The organism is Fusicatenibacter faecihominis, assembly GCF_020686945.1.
In the GTDB taxonomy this organism is placed as follows: domain Bacteria; phylum Bacillota; class Clostridia; order Lachnospirales; family Lachnospiraceae; genus Limivivens; species Limivivens faecihominis.
This window is the reverse complement of record NZ_JAJEPR010000004.1, coordinates 144,365-167,591: the sequence shown is the minus strand read 5'-3', so window position 1 is coordinate 167,591 and position 23,227 is coordinate 144,365. Positions and strand designations below refer to the sequence as shown.

26 protein-coding genes are annotated in these 23,227 nt (G+C 51.5%); 1 reads left to right on the top strand and 25 read right to left on the bottom strand.

What is annotated here, in order from left to right; translation table 11 throughout:
- Positions 1-7: 7 nt before the first annotated feature.
- The 25 genes from LKD71_RS03825 to LKD71_RS03705 all read right to left on the bottom strand — a co-directional run bounded on the left by LKD71_RS03825 (position 8) and on the right by LKD71_RS03705 (position 22,138).
- Positions 8-214: a helix-turn-helix domain-containing protein gene (locus LKD71_RS03825; RefSeq protein WP_331466373.1), complete on the bottom strand. Its 207-nt coding sequence runs from the start codon at positions 212-214 to the stop codon at positions 8-10.
- Between the two features lie 87 nt (positions 215-301).
- Positions 302-1,153 (bottom strand): ABC transporter substrate-binding protein, encoded by an 852-nt coding sequence (locus LKD71_RS03820; RefSeq protein ID WP_227614415.1) that lies wholly within the window; start codon positions 1,151-1,153, stop codon positions 302-304.
- Positions 1,146-1,940 (bottom strand): ATP-binding cassette domain-containing protein, encoded by a 795-nt coding sequence (locus LKD71_RS03815; protein WP_227614413.1) that lies wholly within the window; start codon positions 1,938-1,940, stop codon positions 1,146-1,148. The genes LKD71_RS03820 and LKD71_RS03815 overlap by 8 nt, the downstream gene beginning before the upstream one ends.
- Positions 1,933-2,628: a GTP-binding protein gene (locus LKD71_RS03810; RefSeq protein WP_227614412.1), complete on the bottom strand. Its 696-nt coding sequence runs from the start codon at positions 2,626-2,628 to the stop codon at positions 1,933-1,935. Before LKD71_RS03810 ends, LKD71_RS03815 begins: the two co-directional genes overlap by 8 nt.
- Before the next feature lie 10 nt (positions 2,629-2,638).
- Positions 2,639-3,424, bottom strand: coding sequence for an ABC transporter ATP-binding protein (locus tag LKD71_RS03805; RefSeq protein WP_227614411.1), 786 nt, complete (start codon positions 3,422-3,424; stop codon positions 2,639-2,641).
- Positions 3,421-4,434 carry a FecCD family ABC transporter permease gene (locus LKD71_RS03800; RefSeq protein WP_227614409.1) on the bottom strand — a complete coding sequence of 338 codons (1,014 nt, stop codon included), beginning with the start codon at positions 4,432-4,434 and terminating at the stop codon, positions 3,421-3,423. The genes LKD71_RS03805 and LKD71_RS03800 overlap by 4 nt, the downstream gene beginning before the upstream one ends.
- Before the next feature lie 78 nt (positions 4,435-4,512).
- A complete protein-coding gene (locus LKD71_RS03795) occupies positions 4,513-5,685 on the bottom strand; it encodes an ABC transporter substrate-binding protein (protein ID WP_227614407.1) in 1,173 nt (390 codons plus the stop codon).
- A 59-nt stretch (positions 5,686-5,744) separates the two neighbouring features.
- Positions 5,745-6,902, bottom strand: a complete 1,158-nt coding sequence (locus tag LKD71_RS03790) for a nitrogenase component 1 (protein ID WP_227614406.1) — start codon at positions 6,900-6,902, stop codon at positions 5,745-5,747.
- Positions 6,899-8,143: a nitrogenase component 1 gene (locus LKD71_RS03785; protein WP_227614405.1), complete on the bottom strand. Its 1,245-nt coding sequence runs from the start codon at positions 8,141-8,143 to the stop codon at positions 6,899-6,901. Before LKD71_RS03785 ends, LKD71_RS03790 begins: the two co-directional genes overlap by 4 nt.
- A complete protein-coding gene (locus tag LKD71_RS03780) occupies positions 8,136-8,912 on the bottom strand; it encodes a nucleotide-binding protein (protein WP_227614404.1) in 777 nt (258 codons plus the stop codon). The genes LKD71_RS03785 and LKD71_RS03780 overlap by 8 nt, the downstream gene beginning before the upstream one ends.
- 253 nt (positions 8,913-9,165) lie before the next feature.
- A complete protein-coding gene (gene miaB, locus LKD71_RS03775) occupies positions 9,166-10,608 on the bottom strand; it encodes a tRNA (N6-isopentenyl adenosine(37)-C2)-methylthiotransferase MiaB (RefSeq protein WP_178045717.1) in 1,443 nt (480 codons plus the stop codon).
- Between the two features lie 133 nt (positions 10,609-10,741).
- Entirely contained in the window at positions 10,742-11,323 is a 582-nt protein-coding gene (lepB, locus tag LKD71_RS03770; RefSeq protein ID WP_227614403.1) for a signal peptidase I, read from the bottom strand.
- A gap of 15 nt (positions 11,324-11,338) precedes the next feature.
- Positions 11,339-12,583 carry a glutamate-5-semialdehyde dehydrogenase gene (locus LKD71_RS03765; RefSeq protein ID WP_178045719.1) on the bottom strand — a complete coding sequence of 415 codons (1,245 nt, stop codon included), beginning with the start codon at positions 12,581-12,583 and terminating at the stop codon, positions 11,339-11,341.
- Positions 12,584-12,608: 25 nt separating this feature from the next.
- Positions 12,609-13,178, bottom strand: a complete 570-nt coding sequence (locus tag LKD71_RS03760) for a 5-formyltetrahydrofolate cyclo-ligase (protein WP_178045720.1) — start codon at positions 13,176-13,178, stop codon at positions 12,609-12,611.
- On the bottom strand, positions 13,147-13,383 hold the full coding sequence (locus tag LKD71_RS03755) for a DUF896 domain-containing protein (RefSeq protein ID WP_255632924.1): 237 nt from the start codon (positions 13,381-13,383) through the stop codon (positions 13,147-13,149). Before LKD71_RS03755 ends, LKD71_RS03760 begins: the two co-directional genes overlap by 32 nt.
- Positions 13,384-13,399: 16 nt before the next feature.
- Complete coding sequence (proB, locus tag LKD71_RS03750; protein ID WP_178045721.1) at positions 13,400-14,242, bottom strand: glutamate 5-kinase; 843 nt, start codon at positions 14,240-14,242, stop codon at positions 13,400-13,402.
- 77 nt (positions 14,243-14,319) lie between these two features.
- Positions 14,320-14,628: a hypothetical protein gene (locus LKD71_RS03745; RefSeq protein ID WP_227614402.1), complete on the bottom strand. Its 309-nt coding sequence runs from the start codon at positions 14,626-14,628 to the stop codon at positions 14,320-14,322.
- A 45-nt stretch (positions 14,629-14,673) separates the two neighbouring features.
- Positions 14,674-15,522, bottom strand: coding sequence for a pyridoxamine kinase (locus LKD71_RS03740; protein ID WP_227614401.1), 849 nt, complete (start codon positions 15,520-15,522; stop codon positions 14,674-14,676).
- Positions 15,507-17,153 (bottom strand): putative polysaccharide biosynthesis protein, encoded by a 1,647-nt coding sequence (locus LKD71_RS03735; protein ID WP_227614400.1) that lies wholly within the window; start codon positions 17,151-17,153, stop codon positions 15,507-15,509. The genes LKD71_RS03740 and LKD71_RS03735 overlap by 16 nt, the downstream gene beginning before the upstream one ends.
- A 30-nt stretch (positions 17,154-17,183) precedes the next feature.
- A complete protein-coding gene (locus tag LKD71_RS03730; RefSeq protein WP_227614399.1) occupies positions 17,184-18,362 on the bottom strand; it encodes a DUF3048 domain-containing protein in 1,179 nt (392 codons plus the stop codon).
- Between the two features lie 18 nt (positions 18,363-18,380).
- Positions 18,381-18,878 carry an rRNA maturation RNase YbeY gene (gene ybeY, locus LKD71_RS03725; protein WP_178046713.1) on the bottom strand — a complete coding sequence of 166 codons (498 nt, stop codon included), beginning with the start codon at positions 18,876-18,878 and terminating at the stop codon, positions 18,381-18,383.
- Positions 18,875-19,861 (bottom strand): PhoH family protein, encoded by a 987-nt coding sequence (locus LKD71_RS03720; RefSeq protein WP_178046712.1) that lies wholly within the window; start codon positions 19,859-19,861, stop codon positions 18,875-18,877. The genes ybeY and LKD71_RS03720 overlap by 4 nt, the downstream gene beginning before the upstream one ends.
- Positions 19,858-21,060: a sporulation protein YqfD gene (gene yqfD / locus LKD71_RS03715; protein ID WP_227614397.1), complete on the bottom strand. Its 1,203-nt coding sequence runs from the start codon at positions 21,058-21,060 to the stop codon at positions 19,858-19,860. Before yqfD ends, LKD71_RS03720 begins: the two co-directional genes overlap by 4 nt.
- A gap of 15 nt (positions 21,061-21,075) precedes the next feature.
- On the bottom strand, positions 21,076-21,360 hold the full coding sequence (locus tag LKD71_RS03710) for a YabP/YqfC family sporulation protein (RefSeq protein ID WP_178046710.1): 285 nt from the start codon (positions 21,358-21,360) through the stop codon (positions 21,076-21,078).
- Between the two features lie 70 nt (positions 21,361-21,430).
- Complete coding sequence (locus LKD71_RS03705) at positions 21,431-22,138, bottom strand: hypothetical protein (protein ID WP_227614395.1); 708 nt, start codon at positions 22,136-22,138, stop codon at positions 21,431-21,433.
- Between the two features lie 229 nt (positions 22,139-22,367).
- On the opposite strand from LKD71_RS03705, the gene LKD71_RS03700 reads away from it, so the two are divergent.
- Positions 22,368-23,222, top strand: a complete 855-nt coding sequence (locus LKD71_RS03700) for a patatin-like phospholipase family protein (protein WP_227614393.1) — start codon at positions 22,368-22,370, stop codon at positions 23,220-23,222.
- Positions 23,223-23,227 lie beyond the last annotated feature (5 nt).

The window sequence follows — 23,227 nt, the reverse complement described above, 5'->3', positions numbered from 1 at the left end:
TTACACCTCACATTCCCTCAAAAAATTCTGCAAAGCTGGTATCCAGTGCAATGATAAGTTTCTCAAGATTAACAATAGAAATATTTCGTTTTCCGCTCTCTACGCTGGCTATATAAGTCCGGTCAATATCAGCTGCAAGTGCAAGTTTTTCCTGACTCAGGCCTTTCTGATTCCTAAGTTCCCGCACGCGCGCTCCTACTTTTTGCTTTATCATTTGCATACAACCTCATACTATATCAGTATATAAGCAAATTGTAATGATATGTTGCTTATGTATCAACGGACTATAAGTAACATTTCCTCACTTTTTATGAAAAGCATGAAATACGATTTCAAGTTCTTCTTCCGTCGCCAGCGCCCAACAGCTTTTCTCAATCCGGAATCGGTTATCTCCGATGGCGGGCATCTGGTAGTCTGCCATGAGCTCGCGGAAGGCGGCAGAATCGAAGAAGCCGCGGACTTTTTCTTTGGCCGGAGCGACGGGTTTCTGGTAGAGGAGCATGGGTTCGGCGAGGGCTCCGCTTCTGGGGATGACAACCTTTGCCGCCGGTTTTTCCAGGCAGATCTGGGCAAACAGGGGCGGCATGAGAAAAATGGAACCGTAGGTGTTGGAGAGCCGTCCCACATGGCGGAGAGTCTCCGAGGGCGGGGCGAAGGAGGCGACGTTTCGCACAAAGGCCTCCAGGCCTTCTGGTCCATATTTCCGGAGCATGTAGAGACCGGCGAGAGGGTCCGGCATCTTTTTATTTCCGATGAGGCAGATCTCGCCCCGGTACTCTTCCCTTAAAAGGTCGTCGTAGGTTTCAGGTATCTTTCGCTCGCCCAGACGTCTTATATCCACCGCCATCACCTCGGGGAACCAGGCACGGATCTCCGGCTTTTCGTAAGCCTTTTCTGCCAGGGCGGCAAAGGTGGCTTCCGAGCACTCGCCGAAATCCATGAGAAAACAGGCGTCGGGAAGGTCTTCGGGCTTCATCCCTTTTAAATATTCTTCCTTTGGCATATTTCCGCCCACCTGGGCCGGGACGTAGGCTTTCAGAAGAATGCCGTCTTTCTGAAAACACTCCTCTGCATAGGCGGTAAAGGCATTTCTTAATCTCGTCTTTATGGGGCTTGGAACCTCCGCCCAGAGATCATAGGGTCGTTTATCCAATGTTTTTCCCTCCCCGGATCTGATTTCGGATCTCTTTCATCCGCTCTTCCTGCGCCCGAAGTTCTTTTAAAAGCTCCTCTTCCGTCGCTGTGCGGGTGACAATTCCCCGGATTCCGCCGTTTTCAATGAAGATCCGTTTTTCACAGGACAGGGCCAGGATCGGATCATGGGTGGAAATGAGAACGATCTTCCCTTTCTCCGCCAGGATCCGGATGATGGCGTCCTTGTCGATACCGGCATTTTCCGGCTCGTCGATGAGGACTGCCGGGGCTGCTGAGAGAAAGGCGATATCTGCGATCATCAATGCCCGGGACTGGCCGCCGCTCAAAGCTGTGATCATATCCTCCGGGTGAAGGGGCTCCCCGGCCAGGGAGTTGGCGCAGGCGAGGATTTTCTCCATGAGTTCTTCCGTACAGGGAATCCCCCTGCTTCCGGCATGCTGAAAAATAAAATCCCGGCAGGAAAGTTCCATGACAAAGTTCATACTCTGGGACAGGCAGGCACAAAAACGGTTTTCCAGCTCCAGCCGTAGTTCCTCCGTGAGTTCTAGACCGTTGATCCGTATTTTTCGGCCAGAGGGGGAATCGCCGGAGGCCAGGTACTCGATATCCTCCAGAAGCCGCGTCTTTCCGGAGCCGGTCTTTCCACAGACGCAGGCACAGTCCCCTTTGTGAAGTGTCACTTCTATAATTTCTGGCTTCCGGTCCTTGTCGAAACCGCCGTAAACTGTAAAAGACTCCACGGCTTCCGGGAAGCCCTGTAATAAGTTTTCTGAATTTTTATCCATTCTCTTCTCCCCACATTCGCTTGATCCGTCCACCGTTTCCTTTCTGCTGGAGCTGCATCTGCCCGGCGCAGAAGCTGCAGACCGCCGAGGGCATTGTGAAGCGTAAAAATTTACCGTCGATGGTCTCCTCCTCCGCACTTTCCCGGATGAAGGAAGCCAGCCGGTAGGCTCCTTGACCGGTCAGACCGTTGATAAAGCTCACCCGGGCTTTCCGGTTGGCCAGGCGGATGTTGTGAAGAAAAACCTCCCGCTCCGCCGGGGACACGAGATCCCCTTTCGTCACGGCGATGAAGTCCGCATACCGCAGCATGGGCCCGATCTTCTGGGGCGCGGTAATGCCGGAGAGGCAGTCGATCACACAGACCGCCGGAATATCGCGGATATGCGGAGAACATCGGCCGCAGAGGCCTGCGCTCTCCGTAATCAGAAGATCCAGCTTTTCTTTCAGGCCCCACTGGAAGATATCCGAGATGGAATCCGCAAAATAGTGGTCCGGGCAGATGTTTCCTGAAATGTATTTGACGTTTGTGATTCCTGCCGCGCTGTAGATCCGGTCGTCCTCACTGGAAATGCAGTCCAGCTTCATGACACCCGGCCGGCAGTTCTCCTTTAAGAGGAGCTCCGCCGTTTTTAGGATCACGGAGGTTTTCCCGCAGGCGTGAGCTCCTGCTACTGTGATCATTTTCATGGAAGATACCTCACACGAGATGGAGAGGAACGACGCTTCGGTATTCCCTTCCATCCACGGAAAACTGGTTGATATGGACCTGCACCGAGAAGGAATGGCGCATATTTTCCACGTTGATGACCTCAGCCGCATCTCCGAAAATATTGGTTCCGTCCTGGTTGAGAAGCAGGGCCTTGTCGGAAATCTTCAGGGCATGCTCCGGATAATGGGTATTGACGATGGCCGAAATCCCCCTGTTTTTTGAGAGCTTCTGAATCGTCTCCAGAATGATGAGCTGATTTTTGAAGTCGAGGTTGGACTCGGGCTCATCCAGAACCAGCATGGAGGGAAAAATCGTCAGCGCCCGGGCGATGAGAACCATCTGAAGCTCTCCGCCGCTCATCTCCGTACAGAGCTTGTCCCGGAGATAAGTGACGCCGATCTCCTCCATGGCTTCCTCCGCCGCTTTCCGGTCCTCTTTTCCCGGCTGGGCGAAGGTTCCGAGGTGAGCGCTCCGGCCAAGCGTCACCATGTCAAGAGCGGAATAACCGAAGGCGGCTCCCTTTGCCTGGGGAACATAGGCGATCTTTTTCCAGAAATCCTTGTGTTTCATCTGACTGATCTCCTGATCGTCCACATAGGAATGGCCACTGTTCCATTTGAGAAGACCCATCATACATTTCAAAAGGGTGGTCTTTCCCACACCGTTAGAACCCAGGACGGAAAGCACCTCCCCGTCCCCCACGGTAAAGCTGATACTTTTCAGAATCTGTTTTTCCTTGTATCCAAAGCATCCGTTTTCTACCCGAAAGATCATGACCAGGCACCTCCTGTTTTTCTTAAAAGTATGATAAATACCGGCGCTCCCACAATAGCTGTCAGAATGGAAATCGGAATCTCCGCCGCTGTGGCCGCCCGGGCAAAGGTGTCCATGACAATCATAAAGAATGCCCCAAGACCGATGCTTATGGGAATGACGGAGCGGTTGTTGTTTCCGCCGATCATCCGGGAGATATGTGGGATCAGAAGACCGACCCAGCCCACCTGGCCACACATGGAGACGCAGGAAGCCGTGATCATGGAAGAGGCCGCGATGAAGACCAGACGCATGATCTGGATATTCATGCCGAGGGAACTGGCCTCGTCCTCATTCAGGGACATGATATTGAGTCTCCAGCGAAGAGCAAAGATCAGAAGGATTCCGGCGATGATAAAGGGAGCGCCCATCATGAGGTTATTGTAGGTACTCCGGGACATGCTTCCCATGAGCCAGTAAGTAATCGTGGGAAGCTCCTCCTCCGGGTCCGCCACATATTTCATCAGGGAAACCAGAGCCTCAAAAACCGCGGAGATCACCATTCCGGCCAGGACAATCATGACGATGCTGCTCTTTCCGTTTTTTCGGCTGATGGAATAGGTGATAATACAGGAGATGATTCCAAAGATCAGGGCCAGCATCTGAACCAGGATCAGGTTTCCATGCATGAGAAGCCCTAAGACCGCGCCGAAGGAAGCGCCACTGGCCACGCCCAGGGTGTCCGGAGTCGCCAGAGGGTTGGAAAAAAGGCCCTGAAAAGCAGCTCCCGCGCAGGAAAGGCCCGCGCCCACTAGGATCGCCAGAAGGATTCTGGGAAGTCTTACGTTAAAAATAACCGTGTAGCCCGTGGGGTCCGGTTCATAGCCGGTGAAATGGGAAAAAAGAATTTTTACTGTTTCCTGGACGCTTAATGAATATCTGCCGATCCCCAGGCAGATGAGTGCCGCCAGAAGGGGAAGGACCGCGATGATAAGATTTCTGGTCTTATGAGAGGTTCGTTTTGCTGCCATCTGTCGTAAGTTCCTTTCAAATACTGGAAACGCCGGAAACAGTACGGAAAACTGCTTCCGGCGTAAGTCTTTCCGAAGTTATTTTACTCCGGATGCTGCACTTACAGGATTGTAGATCTTCTGAAGATCTTCATCCGTAAGGGTTACATTGTAATATTTCTCATAGTAATCTTTGATCTCCTGAGCCATATCCATATCTTTGAAAAGGTCCGGCTGGATCTTGGTGGCAAGCCATTTCAGTACCAGCGGAGTGTCAGATGCGGGCGGGAACCAGCGATACATACCCAGCGGGAATTTGTAAACCTGCTGATTCTTGACTGCAGTTACATTGCTCCAGTCGTCTCCGTCGATGGTGTTGTTGTAGAGATCGTCGGGCTGATACGGGGAGAAGTTCGTGATAAAGATGATATCCGGATCCCACTCGTAAACCTGCTCCATGTTGATCTCCGGGGTGCCGCTTAAGTCTGCTGCCACGTTGATGCCGCCTGCGGTCTCGATCCAGTACTGGCCGAAGAAGTTGGAACCGGAGGTTTTGATGACGCCGTCTGCATAGTTGAAGAGGATCAGAACCTTCGGCTTGTCCTCGTCAGAGATGGTGGAGGTCACAGATTTGATCTCTTCTGCAACACTTCTGCCCTCTGCGATGATCTCGTTAGCGGTGGCCTGCTCTCCGTAAATGTCACCAAGAAGCTGAATCCAGTCTGCGTAAGTCTCTACACAGTCATAGTCAGACATGCTGGTGGAGAAGCCAACAGCCGGGATTCCTGCGTTGTCGTACATCTCACGCTCGTCGGTATTGTTTGCACTGTAAAATACAACGTCCGGTTTCAGTGCTAGGAGCTGCTCAATGTTTACCTCTCCGTTTTCCACGAAGCTGGTGTCCGCATTGGCGATCTCCGGGAATACGTTGATCAGATAGGAGTTTTCTGCTGCGGCCATGGAGCTCGGATGAATACCTACAATGTCATCGGCGCTTCCACGGAACAAGCAGTATACAGAAGGAAGGGGAAGGATGGAGGAAATTACGACACGCTCGATCTTCTCCGGAAGAACAACCTCTGCTCCTGTGTGGTCCACGATGGTTCTGGTTCCTGTGCTCTCCTCGCTTCCTGCTTCAGAAGCTGCTTCTGTGGTGGTTTCGGAAACAGTCTCTGTCTCGGAAGCCAGTGCGCTGCCGCCGAAAAGGCTGGCTGTCAGTACAGATACCGTCAGTACGCCGGCAAAAATTTTCTGAATTTTTCTGATAGTCATTTGGTATTCCTTTCTTTTGTGTAGGGTTTGTAGTTTCTGTATGGGCAAGTGATAGCGGATCAGTTCCTCCCTTTCACTGTGCTTTCGATAATTTTAGAAATATCCTCCCCGAGATAATCCGGGTATTCGTCCCAGTGAAGCTTACTGGAAAGAGCCACATGGGGAAGTCTTACCAGCCGGACATCTTCCCGGCGGATCACCTTTTCAAATTCCGGATCTGCGAGGACGACCTGATATTTGCCGCTGTTGATCTCCCGGATGGCGCTGAGCTCATCAGGAAGGTGAACATCCTGCGGAGCTTTCAATTCTGCCTCCAGGCCGAAAAGGCTTCCCACGGTGATGGGAACGTCGGTCTCTTTGGAGAGAAGGGCCCGAAGCTCGTTGGCAAAAATCTGCTCGTGAATGATCAGGATGCCTTTCTTATCGCTATTGCCTTCCGGAAGGGGCTGGAACCGCTCCTGTTTTTCCAGACGGTCTTTCAGTTCTGCTCCGTCGCCTAAAGGCAGGCCGCAGATATAGGGGATGCCGTATTTTTTCTCCAGGAAACGGGCGGCGGCAAGGCCGGAACGGGCAGCCACCAGGTTTAAGTCCGCGTCCGGGCAGTTTTTGATCTGGTCCATGGAAAGACCCATCGCGAAATCGGACTGGATCTCATATCCTGCGTCTTTCAGCCAGGCAAGGATTCGGTCGGAATTTCCTCTGTTTCCCACATCCAGTGGAAGCATGCCGAGAACATTCAGCTTTTTGCTTGTTTTCTCCGCCGTGTTCTTTTTCTTTGCGAAGCGGCGGATCAGAGTCATGAAGACGTCGGAAGCGCCTTTGTCGTAATAGTCAAGGCCTGTGGTCGGAAAAGCGAAGGAGGGAATGCCGCTGATGTTCTCCGTCTCGGCCGCCATTCCTTTTAAGTCGGTTCCGATGACAGTTGGAACCGGGCTTCCGAGATAAGCGATGATGGAGGGATTTAAGTCCTCCGCGGCTTTCAGGGTGGCGTCGATGAATTTTTCATCGTTTCCCAGCACCGCGTCCATTCTCCGAAGGCCGGAGCAGTAGACTGCCGAGCGGGAACCCATCCAGCGCGGCTCGTCATAGCCGGTGAAGTTTCCGGTACAGCCGGAAGCGTCGTGCATGACTACGATGCCGCCCAGATCAAAAAGTGCCGATGCCGCTCCGGAATAATCTGGCGCCAGCGGAAGCATAAATACACAAAGTCTGCTCATATGATTAACCCCGCTTTCACGATCATTTCCCGGACGTCCGCCTTGCTCTGGTAAGCTTCCCGGAGCATCTCCATGAGACGTCTGGTTCCGTAGAAGCCGAACATGCCTTCATCCTCCATAAGATCTGCCACCCGGTCGGAACCGGTCATATAGCCGCAGTCAAAGCCGATGCAGAGATATTTTTCTCCCTCGTGAGGGAATTTCACGGCGTTATGAGACATGGGATTTTCGATGAGAACCTCCGGATCTTCTTTTTTCAGGGCTTCAAAGGAGGGCTTCTCAAAGGTGGACACACTGTCCGAAGCCACCATTCCCATATGGAAACCGTTTCGGCTCATCATGAGAGCCAGATTGTAGGGACGAAGAACCGCCTGATAATCCACGGCAATGGGATAATCCCTGATGACTTCTTTTGCCTTTTGGATCTCCTCGTAGGCTTTTTCTTTTTCTTCCTCGAGAGCCGGGCCGAAGTCCAGATCCAGCGCTTTTTCAAGCTTCCGGTAAACTTCTGTAATCTCTTCCGGATCGTAGGTTATATAGGCGGTGAAATAGGGAATGCCGAACTCTTTTTCCATCATCTCCGCTGTCTTGAGGGCGATGGGAGAAACAACGAGATTCAGTCTCGCGGAGGCCATCTCCATAAAGGAATCAAAATCGGTGTAATCTGCAATATTTGCCACGCGATAGCCTTTGGTTTTCAGGAGGCGTTTTAACTCCGAAGTTTTATCATAAGTAACATTGCTCCCCAGGACGTTGACCAGGTTCTTCGTCTCTTCTCTTTTTTTCAGGACGCTGAACATGTTCCGGTAGGTCGTGACTCCCGGTGGCAGCTTGGAATCCAATGAAATGGGATTCATCGTGCAGTGCCGGAATTTCACATCCGGATTTCTTCTCGTAAGCTCCGCCAGGATCGGCTCATGGTCGGTTCCCAGAAGGTCATCGAGGCAGGAAGTGAAAATCAGAAGGGCTCTCGGTTTTTTAGGCAGAGCCTCAAATAAAATATCTACATTATCGACGATCATCTGTTCAAAGTCGCCGGAAACGATGTCGGCTTCCGTGAGAAAGAGGTATGAGACCCGGTGTTTGATTCCGGCCACGGAAGCGCCGACAGCGTTGTGCCTTCCGCAGGCGGAAGGACATACGAACAAAAGATGTGCCTCCGGCACGAGAGCCGCCATGCGGACGATGCCCCAGCCGCCGTGGGAGGCGGAAACGTAATGAAGGGAACAGGCTTTACTCATAATTATTTTCTACCTCCGCCGAAAGGTTCAGGATATTCTCAGCCAGTTTCTGGTAAGCGCCAGCCATCTCGGAATCCGGCAGTGCTTCGATGACGGTTTTGCCCTCGGCTTCCGCTTCCTGAACGGATGCGCTTCTCGGAAGAACAGACACGATCTCGCCGCCGATCTCTTCCAGCGCTTTTTTGACCAGCGCCTCCTCGTTCTCAATGTTTCTGGAGTTTAAGATCACGCCGGAATACTGGGCATAGCCTCTTTTTCCGAAATTTTTCACCGCACTGGCGATGTTGGAAGCTGCGTAGAGGGCCATCATCTCTCCGGAAGTCACGATAAATACATTTCTCGCGTAACCGCCCCGGATCGGCATCGCAAAGCCTCCACAGACCACGTCTCCCAGCACATCGTAAAGAATGATATCCGGCCGGCAGATCTCGTAAGCGCCGATCTCCTCCAGCTTTTCAAAGGCGGTGATGATTCCACGGCCTGCACAGCCGATGCCCGGAGTCGGTCCTCCGGCTTCCACGCACCAGACACCGCCGTATCCCTGGAAAAGCACATCCTCGGAGGTGATATTTCCCTCTCCTTTTTCCCGGATCGCATCCAGTACAGAGGTGATTTTCTTTCCGTGCATCAGATTCTTCGTGGAATCTGCCTTGGGGTCACAGCCGATCTGCAACACCCGGTAACCCATGTCAGCCAGAGCTGCGGAAATGTTGGAGGTGGTGGTGGATTTTCCAATTCCGCCTTTTCCGTAAACTGCAATTTTTCTCATGTCTGCCTCCTGTCTTAAACAGTATTCTCATTAGTTTTAACTAACCTTGATTTATAAATATACACGGAAGTCTTCTGACTGTCAACATGGGTAATTATCACTTTTTTCTCATTACGCCGTTGAGATGTAGGTGCTGTGTGCCAGTGGCACACGTTTAGCACCGACCGAAGCGGAGCGGAGACCTTGCGTGAGCTGCGAAGCAGCGGAGCAATTCGTAGGCATCGGCGATTCTTTAAAAAAAGAAGAGCTGGTCTTAGACCAGCTCTCCCATATAGTAGAAGCCTCGGCTCTCTGTCAGATGAACAGAGACCAGCTTTCCGATGAGACTTTCGTCCCCTTTGAAATGAACGAGTAGATTGTTGGAAAGACGGCCGGTAAGATAGCCCTCTTCCTGGTGATTTTTCTCTTCAGCCAGGACCTCAACCACCTGTCCCGCATAGCGGGAGGAAGTCTCCTTGGCGATCTCCTGCACCTCTTTTAAGAGACGGTCGAAACGATCCTTGACCACGTCCTCCGGCACCTGGTTTTCCATGACGGCAGCAGGCGTTCCGGTACGTTTGGAGTAGATGAAGGTAAAGGCACTGTCATAGCGGACCTTCCGTACCACATCCAGGGTCTCCTGGAAATCCTCCTCGGTCTCGCCGGGGAAGCCCACAATGATATCTGTGGTGAGGGAGATATCCGGCATGGCCTTCCGGAGCTTCTCCACCAGCTCCAGATAGTGCTCCTTCGTGTATTTCCGGTTCATGATCTTCAGAATCCGGCTGCTTCCGGACTGAAGGGGCAGATGGAGATGCTGACAGATCTTTTTCGATTTTGCCATGACCTCGATGAGCTCGTCGGAGAGATCCTTCGGATGGGAAGTCATGAAACGAATCCGCTCCAAGCCTTCGATTTTCTCCACCTCTTCCAGAAGCTTTGCAAAGCTCATGGGATTCTTGAGATTTTTGCCGTAGGAGTTGACGTTCTGGCCCAGCAGCATGACTTCTACCACGCCGTCTGCCACGAGGGAACGGATCTCCTTGATGATCTCCTCCGGCTCCCGGCTCCGTTCCCGGCCACGCACATAGGGAACGATGCAGTAGCTGCAGAAATTGTTGCAGCCAAACATGATGTTGACGCCGGATTTAAAGAAATATTTCCGGTCACAGGGCAGATCTTCCACGATCTTGTCGGTGTCCTTCCAGACATCGATGATCATCCGGTCGGAAATCATGGAAGTGTAGACCAACTCGGCGAATTTATAGAGGTTATGGGTACCGAAAACCAGGTTGACGAAACGATAGCTCTTCTTGATCTTCTCCACCACCTGAGGCTCCTGCATCATACAGCCGCAGAGGGCGATCATCATATCCGGGTTGTTCTTTTTCTCATGACCCATGAGGCCAAGATGGCCGTAAACCTTGAGATTTGCGTTTTCCCGGACCGTGCAGGTGTTGTAAACGATAAAGTCCGCTTTCTCACTCTCAGTGATCTCATAGCCTACGGTCTCCAGAATGCCCTTGATCTTCTCGCTGTCCCTTGCGTTCATCTGACAGCCGAAAGTCTGGGCGCTGGCCACAAGGGGACGGCCCAGTTTCTTGCTTTTTTCTTTTACAAGAGCCCGGAGCTTTGCCATAAAATAATACTGGCGCTCAGGTTCCTGAACCGGCGCTTCCGTGCTTAAATCGATCTTATCTAAATCCAATGTATTCATAAATAGAATTTCCTTCCTGTGTGCATAATAAACCATCATTAATCTTATAAGATACCCCGGAAAATGTCAACCGGAAAAGAGAAAAGCCGGAGGCTGTCTTTTTCAGAACAGCGCTCCGGCTCTTACGATTCCTTTATTGATGTTTCAGTAAACCAAACTTGTTCAGCGGCCAGATTCTCAAGAAGGCCCGGCCTGTGATGTCGCTCCGCTTGATGTTTCCGACCTCCGGATAACGTCCGTCACGGCTGTTGTTCCGGTTGTCACCCAAGACGAAATATTCATCGTCCCCCAGTGTGATGGGCTCTGCGGCCCTTCCGGGATTTTTCATTACCTCTGCGCCGTAGATATCACTCTCCAGTTTCTCACCGTTGATGTAAACGTAACCGTCGATGATCTGTACGGTTTCACCGGGAAGACCGATGATTCGTTTGATGAAATGCTCTTTCTTGCCGTTCTCTTCAAAGGGGAAAACGATGATATCATAACGCTCCGGATCACGGAACCGATAGGAAACTTTATCCAGAATCAGGTTCTGTCCGTCTGCCAGCGTGGGATCCATGGAATGACCGTCCACCTGGGTTCTCTGGCCTACGAAGTTCACGATGAAAAGTGCCGCCAGCAGCGCGATCACCAGATAAAATACCATCTCCAAAATTTCTCTTGCCATACTTTTCTGCTCTTTTGGTTCCTGTTCCTTTGTGTTTGCTTTGCTCATAATCTACTTACACTCCTACTTCCTGATCTGTCCGTTTCCGTAAATAATGTATTTCGTGGTGGTAAGCGCCAGAAGCCCCATGGGTCCCCGGGCATGCAGCTTCTGGGTGCTGATGCCGATCTCCGCGCCGAACCCGAATTCAAAACCGTCTGTAAACCGGGTGGAGGCGTTCACATAGACCGCCGCCGCGTCGATTTCGTCCAGAAAACGCTGGGCGTGGCTGTAATCGTTTGTGATGATGGCCTCGGAATGGCCCGTGTTGTAACGATTGATATGTGCGATGGCCTCATCCAGGGAAGAAACGGTTTTGGCCGAAAGAATGTAGGCCAGGTATTCTGTCCCGTAATCCTCCTCCGTCGCCGGCACGATGCCATCAATGCTTCCGCAGACCTTTTCGTCCCCGCGGATTTCTACCTGTTTTTCATCCAGTCGGGCTTTCAGCTTCGGCATCAGCTCATCCAGGACTTTTTCATGGATCACCAGGGATTCACAGGCGTTGCAGACGCCGATCCGCTGGGTTTTTGCATTGAAAATGATATCCACTGCCATATCAAGGTCTGCCGTCTCATCCACATAGATGTGACAGTTTCCCGTGCCGGTCTCGATGACCGGTATTGTGCTGTTCTCCACCACAGCCCGGATAAGTCCCGCGCTTCCCCGGGGGATCAGTACATCCACATATTCCCGAAGCTTCATGAAAGCTGTTGTGGTCTCCCTTGAGGTGTCCTCGATGAGCGTCACCGCCGCCTCCGGAAAGCCTTTTTCCTGGAGAGCCAGGCGAAGTACCTTCACGATGGCCATATTGGAATGGATTGCATCCTTTCCGCCTTTTAAGATTACAGCGTTTCCTGTCTTAAAGCAGAGACCGAAGGCATCTGCCGTCACATTGGGCCGGGCCTCGTAGATGATGCCGACCACGCCTAAAGGCACCCGTTTCTGGCCGATGAGAAGGCCGTTGGGGCGCTTTTTCATGGAGAGTACTTCCCCAATGGGGTCTTCGAGTTGCTCCAGCTGATAAAGCCCCTCTGCCATCTGTTTTACTCTCTCTTCGGTGAGGAGCAGGCGGTCCAGAAGACCTTCCGGCATGCCGTTCTGTCTTCCGGCTTCCATATCCTTTTCATTTTCTTTCAAAAGAAATTCACTCTGCTCCACTAAAAGCTCTGCAGCCCGGTGGAGAACCTGATTTTTTGCGTCTGAATCTGCTTTCTGAAGGGAAGGCTGCGCGGCTTTCGCCAGGCAGCCGATTTCGTTTAAATCCATAAGTCTCCTCCTTTTACAAAAAATGTCAGCTGTGTCGGTATACTTTTGTGGGCGTCACCACCAGATCCGGCAGCACGTCAAAGGTATCCGACGGGATCTCTTCTTTGATCTGAAAATCCAGAGCCAGGGCGATCGTGGGATGCTTTGGGTGGGCGCTTAAGTAACGGTCATAAAAGCCTTTTCCGTAACCCAAACGATGGCACTCAGGATCAAATCCCACGCCAGGCACCAGAAGAAGCGCCGTTTCGTCCGTAGCTTCCGGAAGGGAAGTCTTCGGCTCCGGAATGGCGAAATAGCCCGGCTCCAGGTCTTCCTCCATAGAATGGATATAGTAAAAAGTCATATCCTCTCCGTGAACCCTCGGAGCAGCGATCCGTTTGTCGTCCCGCAGAGCCGCCTCATAAATTTCTCTTACGGAGGCCTCGCCCTTACAGTCTATGTATAAATATACAGCTTCCGCTTTCTGATAGACCTCCATCGAAAGGATTTTTTCTGCGATCGCATGGCTACCGGAACGGATTTCCTCCTCCGTCAGGGAACGGCGGTGCTTGAGGATCTCTTTTCTAATTTCCTTTTTCTTTGAGTTTTTGTCCATATTTTTCACCCAGGTTTTCCACGCTGCCGTCTTTGTTTAAAATATCGATGTTGTCCAGCTGGCTCTTCAGATTCATACGGACGGAAGCCAGAAATTCTTTTCGGAGAAGCTGCTGTTCCTTCTTCTCCTCCTCCGTCAGCCCCTCCGCCTTGGATCGGCGGGCCAGCTCGTTGATCCGCTGGATCTTTTCATCAGAAATTCCCATTTTTATGTCTCCTTACTTATAGTTTTTCCAGATAATCCATCAGGTAAAAATCTTTCCCTGAGGCCCCGGCAAACAGAGTGCCCAGATGCTCTCCGTTCATAAGCCGGTGCAGAATGCGGAAATCTTTTCCGTTGGCGATGATCATATCAGCTCCGGAACTCACAGCCAGCCGGGCTGCAGTAAGTTTAGAGGCCATACCGCCGGTTCCCACGTTGCTGCTGCTCGTGTCCTTTCCCATTTTCAGAAGATCCTCATCCAGCTCGTGAACCTCATCGATGAACTCCGCCTCCGGATTCGTATGGGGGTCATCGGTGAAAAGGCCGTCGATGTCGGATAGGAGGATCAGAAGATCCGCTCCCACCAGAGCCGTCACGATGGCAGAAAGCCGGTCGTTGTCGCCGAATTTCATCTCATAGGTGGAAACCGTGTCGTTCTCGTTTACGATAGGCACCACCCCGAGCTTTAAGAGTTCCTCAAAGGTATGATAGGCATTCAGCCGGCTGAGATTGTTCTGTACCGTACTCTTGGTCATCAGGATCTGCGCACAGCTCTGATTATATTCTGAAAAAAGCTTCTGATAGATCATCATCAGCCGGGCCTGGCCGATGGCCGCACAGGCCTGCTTTTCCTCGGTTCGCTCCGGCCTTTTCGGAAAACCGGCAGCCTGGCTGCCCACGGCGATGGCTCCGGATGAAACCAGCACCACGTCTTTTCCCTGGTTTCGAAGATCGGTGATCTCCCGGATCAGCACTTCCATCTTCGTGAGATTCAGCGCTCCGGTCTCCGGGTGGGTCAGAGATGAAGAACCGATTTTGATGACAATTCGCTTTTTGTCCTTCAGATGTTCCCGTAAATCCATACAGTTATTCCTCCTTAGGTCAAGCATATCGTTTTCATCTTACACCATTTTACGGAAAACATCCACTCTTTTTTCGATTAACTGCTGTAATTTTCCAGAAAGCTGAAGAGCTCCCCTTCCCCGGAAAGGCTCTTTCCCTCCCGGATTTCTTCCTGAATCCCGGCGGGAAGCTGCTTTACCGGAATAGAAGTTTTCTCATAGAGGGTATGCTCTTCTCCCTGATAAATGCTGACCTTTCCCTCTTCCTCCTCCAGATAATACACTATTCCTTCCTCTGCCCGGACACCCTCCTCGGCGCTCTGAAAGCGCAGGTCACTGAAAATATAGAGCAGGGAAAGCAGAAAAATTCCCACAAAAAAACCGATACCGTAACGGCGGCTGTTCATAGACATCCACTCCTTTTTCACAGTATCGGTCATTTTTCAGATTTTTTATGAAACAATTTTTACCAGTTCGAGAAGCTCCGGCTCCAGAAGAACGCCCTCCCGGGTATCATATCCGGCCGCATCACTTTTCTGAATGCAGTGAGCCACAAAGCGGTGGGCCGCCTCAGCCGCTTTCCGTAAGGACAGGCCTTTTAAAAGCGCTCCCAAGAGTACCGCTGAGAAAAGATCTCCTGTTCCGGGATAAGCCCGGCCGGTGGGCTCATAGGTGAACCAGTCCGCCTCGTCTCCATCAAGAATCCCTACGGCAGAAAGGCCATCCTCCAGCGGAATGCTGGTAAGGACTGCGTTTTTACAGTTCAGGTTTTTCAGCTTTTCTGTAATACGCAGAAATTTCTCTTTGCCGCAGCTCTCCTCGTAAGCTTCCCCGGTGAGAAGACAGCTCTCGGTATAGTTGGGCGTCATCAGCGTGCATCTCGGAATCAGCCCTTTTAAGAGTTCGTTATAGCTTTCGTCAAAGTTGGAATAAAATTTTCCGTGATCCGCCATGATCGGGTCGAAAAGCACCGGGCCGCCGGAAAAATCTTCCAGAAAAGTATAAGCCTCCCGGACGTTTTTTTCATTTCCCAGATACCCCACAAAGACGGCATCAAAGGAAAAACCCTGACTTTTCAGATGCTTTCCGCAATCCCCGGCAAAGCCGGACAGCGGATAAATGGCAGGTTTTCCGTAACCTCCCGTGTGGGTGGAAAGCACCATGGTCGGAACCGGGCAGGCTTCCACGCCGAGAACGGACAGCACCGGAAGGATATTTGTCATGGCTGCCTTCCCCACGGTGCAGAGATCGTGAAGGATGGCAGCTCTCTGGATCGGTTTCTTTTTTACAGCAGTCTGCATTTTTTCAGCACTCCTACAAGAATTGCGCCCTTGGGAATGGCGTAAAGTTCTCTCTCTGTGATTCCGCGAAGTTTAATGAGCACCACGCCGTAAACGACGATGGCCACGAGAATAGCTGCCAGGCAGGAAATTGCATTTCCCACAGCCAGATGGCAGAGATTATAAACGCCATAGGCGGCCAGTCCCATAATGCCGGAAGAAACCAGCGGAATGATAAAGGTCCGCACGAGCTCCTGACGGTAGCGGAGATATTTCTTGATGGAGATGGCATTGAGAATGCACATGATCAGCCCAAAGAAAATATTGGAATAAAGCACTCCGTAGATATTCAGCTTGAAAACAGTCATCAGAATCGCCAAAAGGATCAGATGAAGCACCAGAGCGATGGCGGAGTGGATCATCGGCTCTTTCATCCGGCCCAGACCCTGAAGGATACCTGTCGTCAGGGTGGAAAGGCCGAGAAGCACGATGAGCAGGGAACCGGTCTGCATGATACCGGAAGCCAGCTCTGTGGAATCGCTGAAGATCAGCTGCATGATCGGGGATGACAGTGCCAGAAAACCAACTGCACAGGGAATCGTGAGGATCATCGTATAGCGGATCGTGTCACGGACCTTTATGGAAGCTTCCTTCGTGTCATTGTCTGACATAACAGCAGCCAGGCTTGGCACCACAGAGGGAGCCAGGCAGGAGGCGATAGACAGCGGTACGTTCATCAGCACGCGGAACTCTCCGGAGTAGACGCCCCAGATCGTCACATACTGTTTCTCGGTATAGCCCTGGCCGGCCAGAATCGCGTTGAAAACGCCCTGATCGAGCACGGTTCCGATGTTGTAAATGACAGTGCTCAGTACGATGGGCACGAGGGTCCAGATCAGGATTTTATAAATCTCCCGATCGGATTCCTGCTCCGTGGTCACATCCCGCCGCAGCTGACGGTTCATCCGGCCGCGGTAAGCCATGTAGACCGCGATCAGAAAGATCAGAGCCACAGCAATGCTGATCACGGTTCCAAGCGTTCCGCCTGCAGCGCCGTAAGCAGCGCCCAGGCTGTCGTTTCCTTTTTTCTCACCAAGTTTCGTTCCGTAACCCACAAAGACAAAGGCAGCTGCCAGAGAGACAATGGCATTTACCACCTGCTCGATGACCTGTGAGGCCGCCGTGGGAACCATGGTGTTCCGTCCCTGGAAAAATCCACGGAACACACCGGTAATGGCAAAAAGGAAAATCGCAGGGGCCAGCACTCTAAGCGCGTAGGAAGCATTCTCTGCCTTCATGGCATATTTGGTAATGACTCCCGCAAATAAAAATGTCACGATGGACATGGACGCTCCCACGGCTATGGCAAAGCGCATGGCACACTTGAAAACCCGGTATGCGTTCTTCTGTTCCCCGGCATGGAGCCGTTCCGAAACCATCCTGGATACCGCCAGGGGAATGCTGAAGGACGAAACCATCAGAATGATATTATAGAGCTCATTGGCTGTGCTGTAATATCCGATTCCCTCTGTACCCAGTATGTTTTTCAGCGGAATCCGGTATACCATTCCGATGATACGGGCAATGAAAGAAGCCGCTACCAGAATCGTACCCTGTACTAAATAATCTTTATTTTTGCTTTTGTTTCCCACGGTACACCTCGTTGTTTCATTTTTTATTCGTTATTCGATAACAATATTATCCTCATAACTGTCCTGGATAATGCATACCCAGGTTCTTCCCTGATTCAGGGTGATCTCGTTGCCGTCGGCATCGTAATAAACGGCACGGCTGTCCGGATTCTCCGGATCTTCCTTCTTCCAGGTGCCTTTCTCATAGCCGCCCTTGGTGAAGTAATACATATCGCCGCCGGACTGGGTGTCGATGTTCAGATAGCCGTGATCGTCATAGTTCTGCCACTGGCATACCTGGAAAATGATGTTGGTGACAGCCAGCTGATCGTTGGTGTTCTGGTCGATCTGGGCCTCTCCGTACTGGAAACGGTTGTAGTAACCGGCCTCCGCATTGTACTCAAACCAGGGCTTGTTCACAGAATAACCCGGGCGGATCACCGTTGCGGTTCCCTCATCGGGCACGATGGTCTCATCGTCAGCGGCAAATTTATAATGTCCTGTAAAATCATCCTCATAATCGGTGCGGTAGCCGTTCCGCTCCATGGCTGTCTTGATGCCTTCCTCACTGATGTATACGTTATGGGGTGCGGGACGGTCGCTGGTGCGGTAGAAAATGTCCTCTCCGCAGTAGCCGCTGACAGCACCGGCCTGATCCTGATACTGAAGACCGCTGATGTTATCTGTTCCCTCGGCGTTCAGCTTGTTCATGGCATAAACGGCCTGGCCATAATGGATGTAAACGGCATCAAACTCTTTTGCAAAATCAATGTAATAGTCACGGCAGCTTCTGACAGAACCGATCTTCTCCATGCCGCGGTAATCCTCAAAGATTCCCATAAGACGGGTAAGTCCGCCTTCTACAGGAGCCTCGTAAACGATACCGGCTTCCTCGATACCGGCCTGGGGGCAGGCATCATAAATGTTGTTCAGCATGATTGCCATGGGGCGCTTCGTTCCCACTTCAGCATCAACCAGACGGCCGGTAAGCTTGCTTCGTACCTGAGCATCGGGGGCCAGGGACTCAGCCTCGGTGCTACTCTCCTCTGCTGCTGCAGTTTCAGCAGTCTCACTGCTGTCACTGGAGGAATCCACGCTTAAACCGGCCAGAGAATCGGTCCGGGTCACAGGTGCGTCGTCTTTCTGAACCAACTCTGCTGCCTGGGCGGAAGTGCCAAGGACGGCGATGGCTGCTGCTGTTACAAGAAGTCTTGTCTTTAATCTGTTCATAGTTTTATCCCCTCTCTGTTATCTTGTGATGGAAAGGCTCTGAAGGATTTCCTCCTGCCGCCGTTCCATTTCTTTTGCTTCCTCTTCTGTCATATGGTCGTACCCACAGAGATGGAGCATACTGTGAGCCACCAAAAAGGCAAATTCTCGTTTCGTCGAGTGACCATAAGCCTCTGCCTGCTCCAGGATCTTGTCCCCTGAAAGAACAATATCCCCCAGCATGAGTTCGCCGGATTCCGGATCAAAGGAATCGGCTTCCTCCTCTTCCACTCTGGAAAAATCAGACGGAGTCTCATAGTTTAAAAGCGGGAAGGAAAGTACGTCTGTGGGCCGGTCGATTCCCCGGAAATTCCGGTTCATCCCGTGGATCTCCTCGTTTCCCGTCAGAAGCACATTTACCTGGGCCTCATAGGGACAATTCTCATGATCCAGGCTCGCCTCGATCACTTTCCCGGCCAGCTCTTCCGGAGAAAAGGGCCAGTCCTTTCCATATTCATCTTCGTAAATAACGCTCATTGGCGCCTCCTTTGCTGTGCGGAAGTTTTCTTCTCGTACTCCTCATAGGCATTGACGATCTTCTGCACCAGCGGGTGACGCACGACGTCTTTGCTGGTAAGGTGGCAGAAGGAAATATCTTCCACATTCTTTAATACCTTCATTGCGATCTCCAGACCGGATTTCTGGGTGCTGGGCAGATCTTTCTGGGTGGAATCGCCAGTCACGATGACTTTGGAACCGAAACCGATACGGGTCAGAAACATTTTCATCTGGGCGGGCGTGGTATTCTGGGCCTCGTCAAGAATGATGAAGGCGTTATCTAGCGTACGGCCTCTCATATAAGCCAGCGGCGCTACCTCGATGAGACCTTTCTCCATATTTTTCGCGAAGCTGTCCGGCCCCATGATCTGATAGAGGGCATCGTACAGCGGGCGAAGATACGGGTCTACCTTGCTCTGCAGGTCTCCCGGCAGGAAACCAAGTTTTTCTCCCGCCTCAATGGCAGGTCTTGTGAGGATAATTCTGGCAACCTCGCCGTTTTTGAAGGCCGAAATCGCCACCGCCATCGCAAGATAGGTTTTTCCGGTACCGGCGGGGCCGATGCCGAAGACGATCATCTTGTTCCGGATGGCGTCCACATAGGCTTTCTGTCCAAGTGTCTTGGGTTTGATCACCTTGCCGTTGATCGTGTGGCAGATGCAGTCCTTGTCAATCTCCACCATGGAGCCGGTGTCTGTGTTTTCCATGGTGAGGGCCAGAGCGTAATTGATGTTCTGCTCCTCAATGGTGTTTCCTCTCATCGAGAGTTTCACCAGGTCCTGTACGATCTCCTTCGCCTTGGAGACATTGACCGCATCTCCGATGATCTTGAGCGTCCCGTCCCGGAGGATCATGGTCACGTTCAGGGTGCGTTCGATCTTTTTTATATGCTGGTCAAACTGACCGAATACGTTTTTCTCGTGCTCTGCCGGAATTTCTGTAATCGCTTCAATGATGCTCATGAATCTGTTCTCGTCCTTTCCACTCGTTTTCCGGTTCTCTGAATGAGCGTAAACTGCCCCCTTGCGGAACAGCTTTTCTCATCCGTTTCTATTTTAACATCATTTTCAAATATTTGAACCCCTTTTTCCTGAATTTTTTCCATATTTTTTTCCATTTGTTCCTGCATCCGGGCAGCGGCCTCCGCCGGGCTGTACCGTTTCTTCACCAGGCGGTATTCCCGCATACGCATCCGGCCATAAAAAAAGGGCAGCTTGAAATACCTGGAAAAGCCGAACTGCCGCTCTTCCGTCACCAGATCGAAGGTTTTGTAGGTCCCTTCCTTTGGTCTCCAGGAAAAAAGCCGGCTCCCGATCTGAAGAAGAAGCCCGCTCTTTTCTTTGCCGGTATAAACTTTTTCCTCATAAATCAATGGAAACTCATCCTGATACTCATAGACAGTCCGGATGAAAATGTCCGCATCCGCCCCGCAGTACTGATAGCCGGTGACTTCTTTCTCATCATTGAAAATCGGAATCTCGGAGGACACTAGGAGGTCTCCTTTTTTCACCCTATCCCCCACCTGGACCTGGGGCACGCCTTTCCGGGTCACAATACTTTCGATGACACCGCCGCTTCCGGCAATGAGATCGCTCTCCGGCAGCTCTTTCTGGGTGAGATCCCCAATATCGTTTTCCTTCACATCGATGAGGAGGCTGGTTCCCTTGATTTTGGCGGAAACCCAGAGAAAATCCGGAAATTTTTTCCGGAGGTCGGACTGAAGCTTCTTACAGTCGATGGTATTTTTCAAAGTTCCGTAGGTGGCCTTCTCCTCCTTGAGATAACGGTAAATGACCTCTGCGGAGGCGGAACGGTTGCCGTTGATCTCAATATTCCAGATAAAAAAAGAAAACAGAAACAGAAGGGTCGACCCGCCGAGAAAACCCACTGCAAATGCTTTCCGGTGCCGGTTCCGGAAAAGCCAGAATGGAAGGCCGCGCTTTTTAACAATGCGGATATGGGCTCCCGTCTTTCGGGCCAGGGGCCTGAGCTTTCGGAAATCTTTTATGGAAATGTTCAGTTCGTAGGCATTTTCTTTTGGGGTGAGATCCCATATGTAAAAACCATGAAGGGCACAGATGTTTAAGAAGCGGTCGTAGGAAACTGTCCGGACCCGGATTCTCACATAGCCCCTGATGAAGCGCTGGATTTTCTCCGTCATGAAAAATTCCTCCTGTCAGCTGGTCAGAAAGCAGATGCTGGTGATGGTTCCTGTAAGCTTCAGCGCATCCTTCGTGTAATAGACAAGAAAAAGATGCTGTCCTTCGATCCGCAAAAGGCAGGCTTTTGTCTGGAGTAAAAGAACAGCATCCGTGTACTGGAGAATTCCTTTGAAATTTTCAATGAACAGCTCTTCCTGACCGGTCATGGAAAGAAGGGGCAGGGAAGACACCAGCTCCGGCGGGATCCCTGCCGCGTCCGTCAGCGCCCGGCCAAAGGGCTTTTTTCCTTTTCGTCCCATAGGCAGCCGACCCTCCGGGCTTTTGTTATCCAGTATATGTAGAAAAGGGGCAGTTCAGAACTGCCGCATGTTATCCGGTCTGCCCTACAATAGAAATCAGATCTGCCCGGTAGGCTTCCAGCGGATGGCGGCTCTCGTAATCCATCCAGAATACCCAGCGGTCCGGTCCCACATCGGCGATGGGATCATAGGCGGTGACAGCTACCTGGAGATAATGGCTGTTCATCTCTCCGATGGTGAGCTTATCCAAAAGTGCATCCCTGGAAAAGAGCGTGCCGTCTTTATATTTTTTGAGTTCTTCCAGCCAGGAATCCTCACTGGTCAGCTCCATGAGATCCCAGCGGCTGAACTGTTTTTCGTACATGTCAATATCCACCAGCTTCTGTGCCGTCACCTGATCGGAAAGTTTGATCACTTTTCCGGTGGACGCATCCACGAGGTAGCAGTAAGAAAGGGTATCGTTCAAATAAACGGAGCCTTCCCACCATGCATCCTCTCCAAAGACATCCAGGCTGGTCTCGATCCTCATTTCCGGGTTGGCTTCCGTCTCTCCCTCTGCCGTCATGGGGAAGGTCACATCAAAAATAAGGTTCATCTCAGAAAGTGCGGTATTTGCAGCCGCCGAGCTGGAAACAGGAGTTTCTTTCGCCTCTGCCGTATTGTCATTGAGCTGGTAGGAAAACTGCTCGCCCGCCAGAACGCTTCCACTTCCCGGTGTCAGAAGCAGGCAGCCGCCCAGAAAAGTCATTGCGTACAGCCAGTGTTTTCGTTTCCTCATAAAAATGCCTCCTCTCAAAGTTCGTAATGTTTTGTCTGCGATTCCGTTAGTGTTACGGCGATTATAACATATAATTTGCAGAAAAATATATGGTTTTTCTTAATTGTATATATTCTTTTTGATAAGACAAACAAAAGTTCTGAAATTTATCTGTCATGTTGAAATTTCAACAGGGATAGGATAAACTGATGGAAGACAAAATTTTAACGACAAGGAGTGGATACGGAAGATGAAAATCGGACTGATTATGGAAGGTGGAGCCATGCGGGGAATGTTTACCGCCGGGGTGATCGATGTGTTAATGGAAGCAGGCGTGAGTTTTGACGGGGCCATCGGCGTCTCCGCTGGTGCCGTCTTTGGCTGTAATTATAAATCACGGCAGATCGGGCGGGTGATCCGCTACAATAAAGCTTACTGTCAGGATCCCCGCTATGTCAGCTTCCGCTCTCTTCTTAAGACCGGCGATATTTACGGAGAGCAGTTCTGTTATCACGAGCTGCCCGACCGGCTGGATCCCTTCGATGTGAAAACCTATGCGGAAAATCCCATGAATTTCTATGTGGTCTGCACGGACGCGGACACCGGAAAAGCGGTTTATCACAACTGCCTAAAAGGAGATGCCGAGGATATTCAGTGGATGCGGGCTTCCGCCTCCATGCCGGCCCTCTCCCGCTTCGTAAAGCTGGATAGCTATTCCCTCTCCGACGGCGGCACCGCTGATTCCATTCCGGTGCGCTTCTTTGAGAGCATTGGCTATGACCGGAACGTCGTCATCCTCACCCAGCCCGAAGGCTATGTGAAAAAGCCCAACCAGCTGCTCCCCCTCCTCCGGATCCTTCTCTGGAAAAATCCGGCTCTCATCCATGCCCTCGAGAACCGCCACGAGCGCTACAACGAGACCCTCGCCTACATCAGAGAACAGGAACGCTCTGGAAACCTCCTGGTCATCCGCCCCGAAGCTCCTCTCAACATTGGCGCCGTCGAACGCCACCCTGAGGAATTGGAACGGGTGTATCAGATTGGAAGGAAAGAAGGGGAAAAACGGTTGAGGGAAGTGAAGAAATTTCAGCCCTCCTTTTTTTAAAAAAT

What these genes read in the sequence shown, in the direction of transcription:
- miaB (WP_178045717.1), bottom strand. Translation starts at nt 10,608, where the DNA reads ATGAATACATTGGATTTAGATAAGATCGATTTAAGCACGGAAGCGCCG.
- LKD71_RS03810 (WP_227614412.1), bottom strand. Translation starts at nt 2,628, where the DNA reads ATGAAAATGATCACAGTAGCAGGAGCTCACGCCTGCGGGAAAACCTCC.
- LKD71_RS03760 (WP_178045720.1), bottom strand. Translation starts at nt 13,178, where the DNA reads ATGGACAAAAACTCAAAGAAAAAGGAAATTAGAAAAGAGATCCTCAAG.
- LKD71_RS03825 (WP_331466373.1), bottom strand. Translation starts at nt 214, where the DNA reads ATGATAAAGCAAAAAGTAGGAGCGCGCGTGCGGGAACTTAGGAATCAG.
- LKD71_RS03780 (WP_227614404.1), bottom strand. Translation starts at nt 8,912, where the DNA reads ATGAGAAAAATTGCAGTTTACGGAAAAGGCGGAATTGGAAAATCCACC.
- LKD71_RS03720 (WP_178046712.1), bottom strand. Translation starts at nt 19,861, where the DNA reads ATGAGCATCATTGAAGCGATTACAGAAATTCCGGCAGAGCACGAGAAA.
- LKD71_RS03805 (WP_227614411.1), bottom strand. Translation starts at nt 3,424, where the DNA reads ATGATCTTTCGGGTAGAAAACGGATGCTTTGGATACAAGGAAAAACAG.
- LKD71_RS03785 (WP_227614405.1), bottom strand. Translation starts at nt 8,143, where the DNA reads ATGAGTAAAGCCTGTTCCCTTCATTACGTTTCCGCCTCCCACGGCGGC.
- proB (WP_178045721.1), bottom strand. Translation starts at nt 14,242, where the DNA reads ATGGATTTACGGGAACATCTGAAGGACAAAAAGCGAATTGTCATCAAA.
- LKD71_RS03795 (WP_227614407.1), bottom strand. Translation starts at nt 5,685, where the DNA reads ATGACTATCAGAAAAATTCAGAAAATTTTTGCCGGCGTACTGACGGTA.
- LKD71_RS03800 (WP_227614409.1), bottom strand. Translation starts at nt 4,434, where the DNA reads ATGGCAGCAAAACGAACCTCTCATAAGACCAGAAATCTTATCATCGCG.
- LKD71_RS03755 (WP_255632924.1), bottom strand. Translation starts at nt 13,383, where the DNA reads ATGGGAATTTCTGATGAAAAGATCCAGCGGATCAACGAGCTGGCCCGC.
- LKD71_RS03745 (WP_227614402.1), bottom strand. Translation starts at nt 14,628, where the DNA reads ATGAACAGCCGCCGTTACGGTATCGGTTTTTTTGTGGGAATTTTTCTG.
- yqfD (WP_227614397.1), bottom strand. Translation starts at nt 21,060, where the DNA reads ATGACGGAGAAAATCCAGCGCTTCATCAGGGGCTATGTGAGAATCCGG.
- LKD71_RS03710 (WP_178046710.1), bottom strand. Translation starts at nt 21,360, where the DNA reads ATGGGACGAAAAGGAAAAAAGCCCTTTGGCCGGGCGCTGACGGACGCG.
- LKD71_RS03730 (WP_227614399.1), bottom strand. Translation starts at nt 18,362, where the DNA reads ATGAACAGATTAAAGACAAGACTTCTTGTAACAGCAGCAGCCATCGCC.
- LKD71_RS03815 (WP_227614413.1), bottom strand. Translation starts at nt 1,940, where the DNA reads ATGGATAAAAATTCAGAAAACTTATTACAGGGCTTCCCGGAAGCCGTG.
- LKD71_RS03765 (WP_178045719.1), bottom strand. Translation starts at nt 12,583, where the DNA reads ATGGATTTAAACGAAATCGGCTGCCTGGCGAAAGCCGCGCAGCCTTCC.
- LKD71_RS03705 (WP_227614395.1), bottom strand. Translation starts at nt 22,138, where the DNA reads ATGAGGAAACGAAAACACTGGCTGTACGCAATGACTTTTCTGGGCGGC.
- lepB (WP_227614403.1), bottom strand. Translation starts at nt 11,323, where the DNA reads ATGAGCAAAGCAAACACAAAGGAACAGGAACCAAAAGAGCAGAAAAGT.
- LKD71_RS03790 (WP_227614406.1), bottom strand. Translation starts at nt 6,902, where the DNA reads ATGAGCAGACTTTGTGTATTTATGCTTCCGCTGGCGCCAGATTATTCC.
- LKD71_RS03740 (WP_227614401.1), bottom strand. Translation starts at nt 15,522, where the DNA reads ATGCAGACTGCTGTAAAAAAGAAACCGATCCAGAGAGCTGCCATCCTT.
- ybeY (WP_178046713.1), bottom strand. Translation starts at nt 18,878, where the DNA reads ATGAGCGTTATTTACGAAGATGAATATGGAAAGGACTGGCCCTTTTCT.
- LKD71_RS03700 (WP_227614393.1), top strand. Translation starts at nt 22,368, where the DNA reads ATGAAAATCGGACTGATTATGGAAGGTGGAGCCATGCGGGGAATGTTT.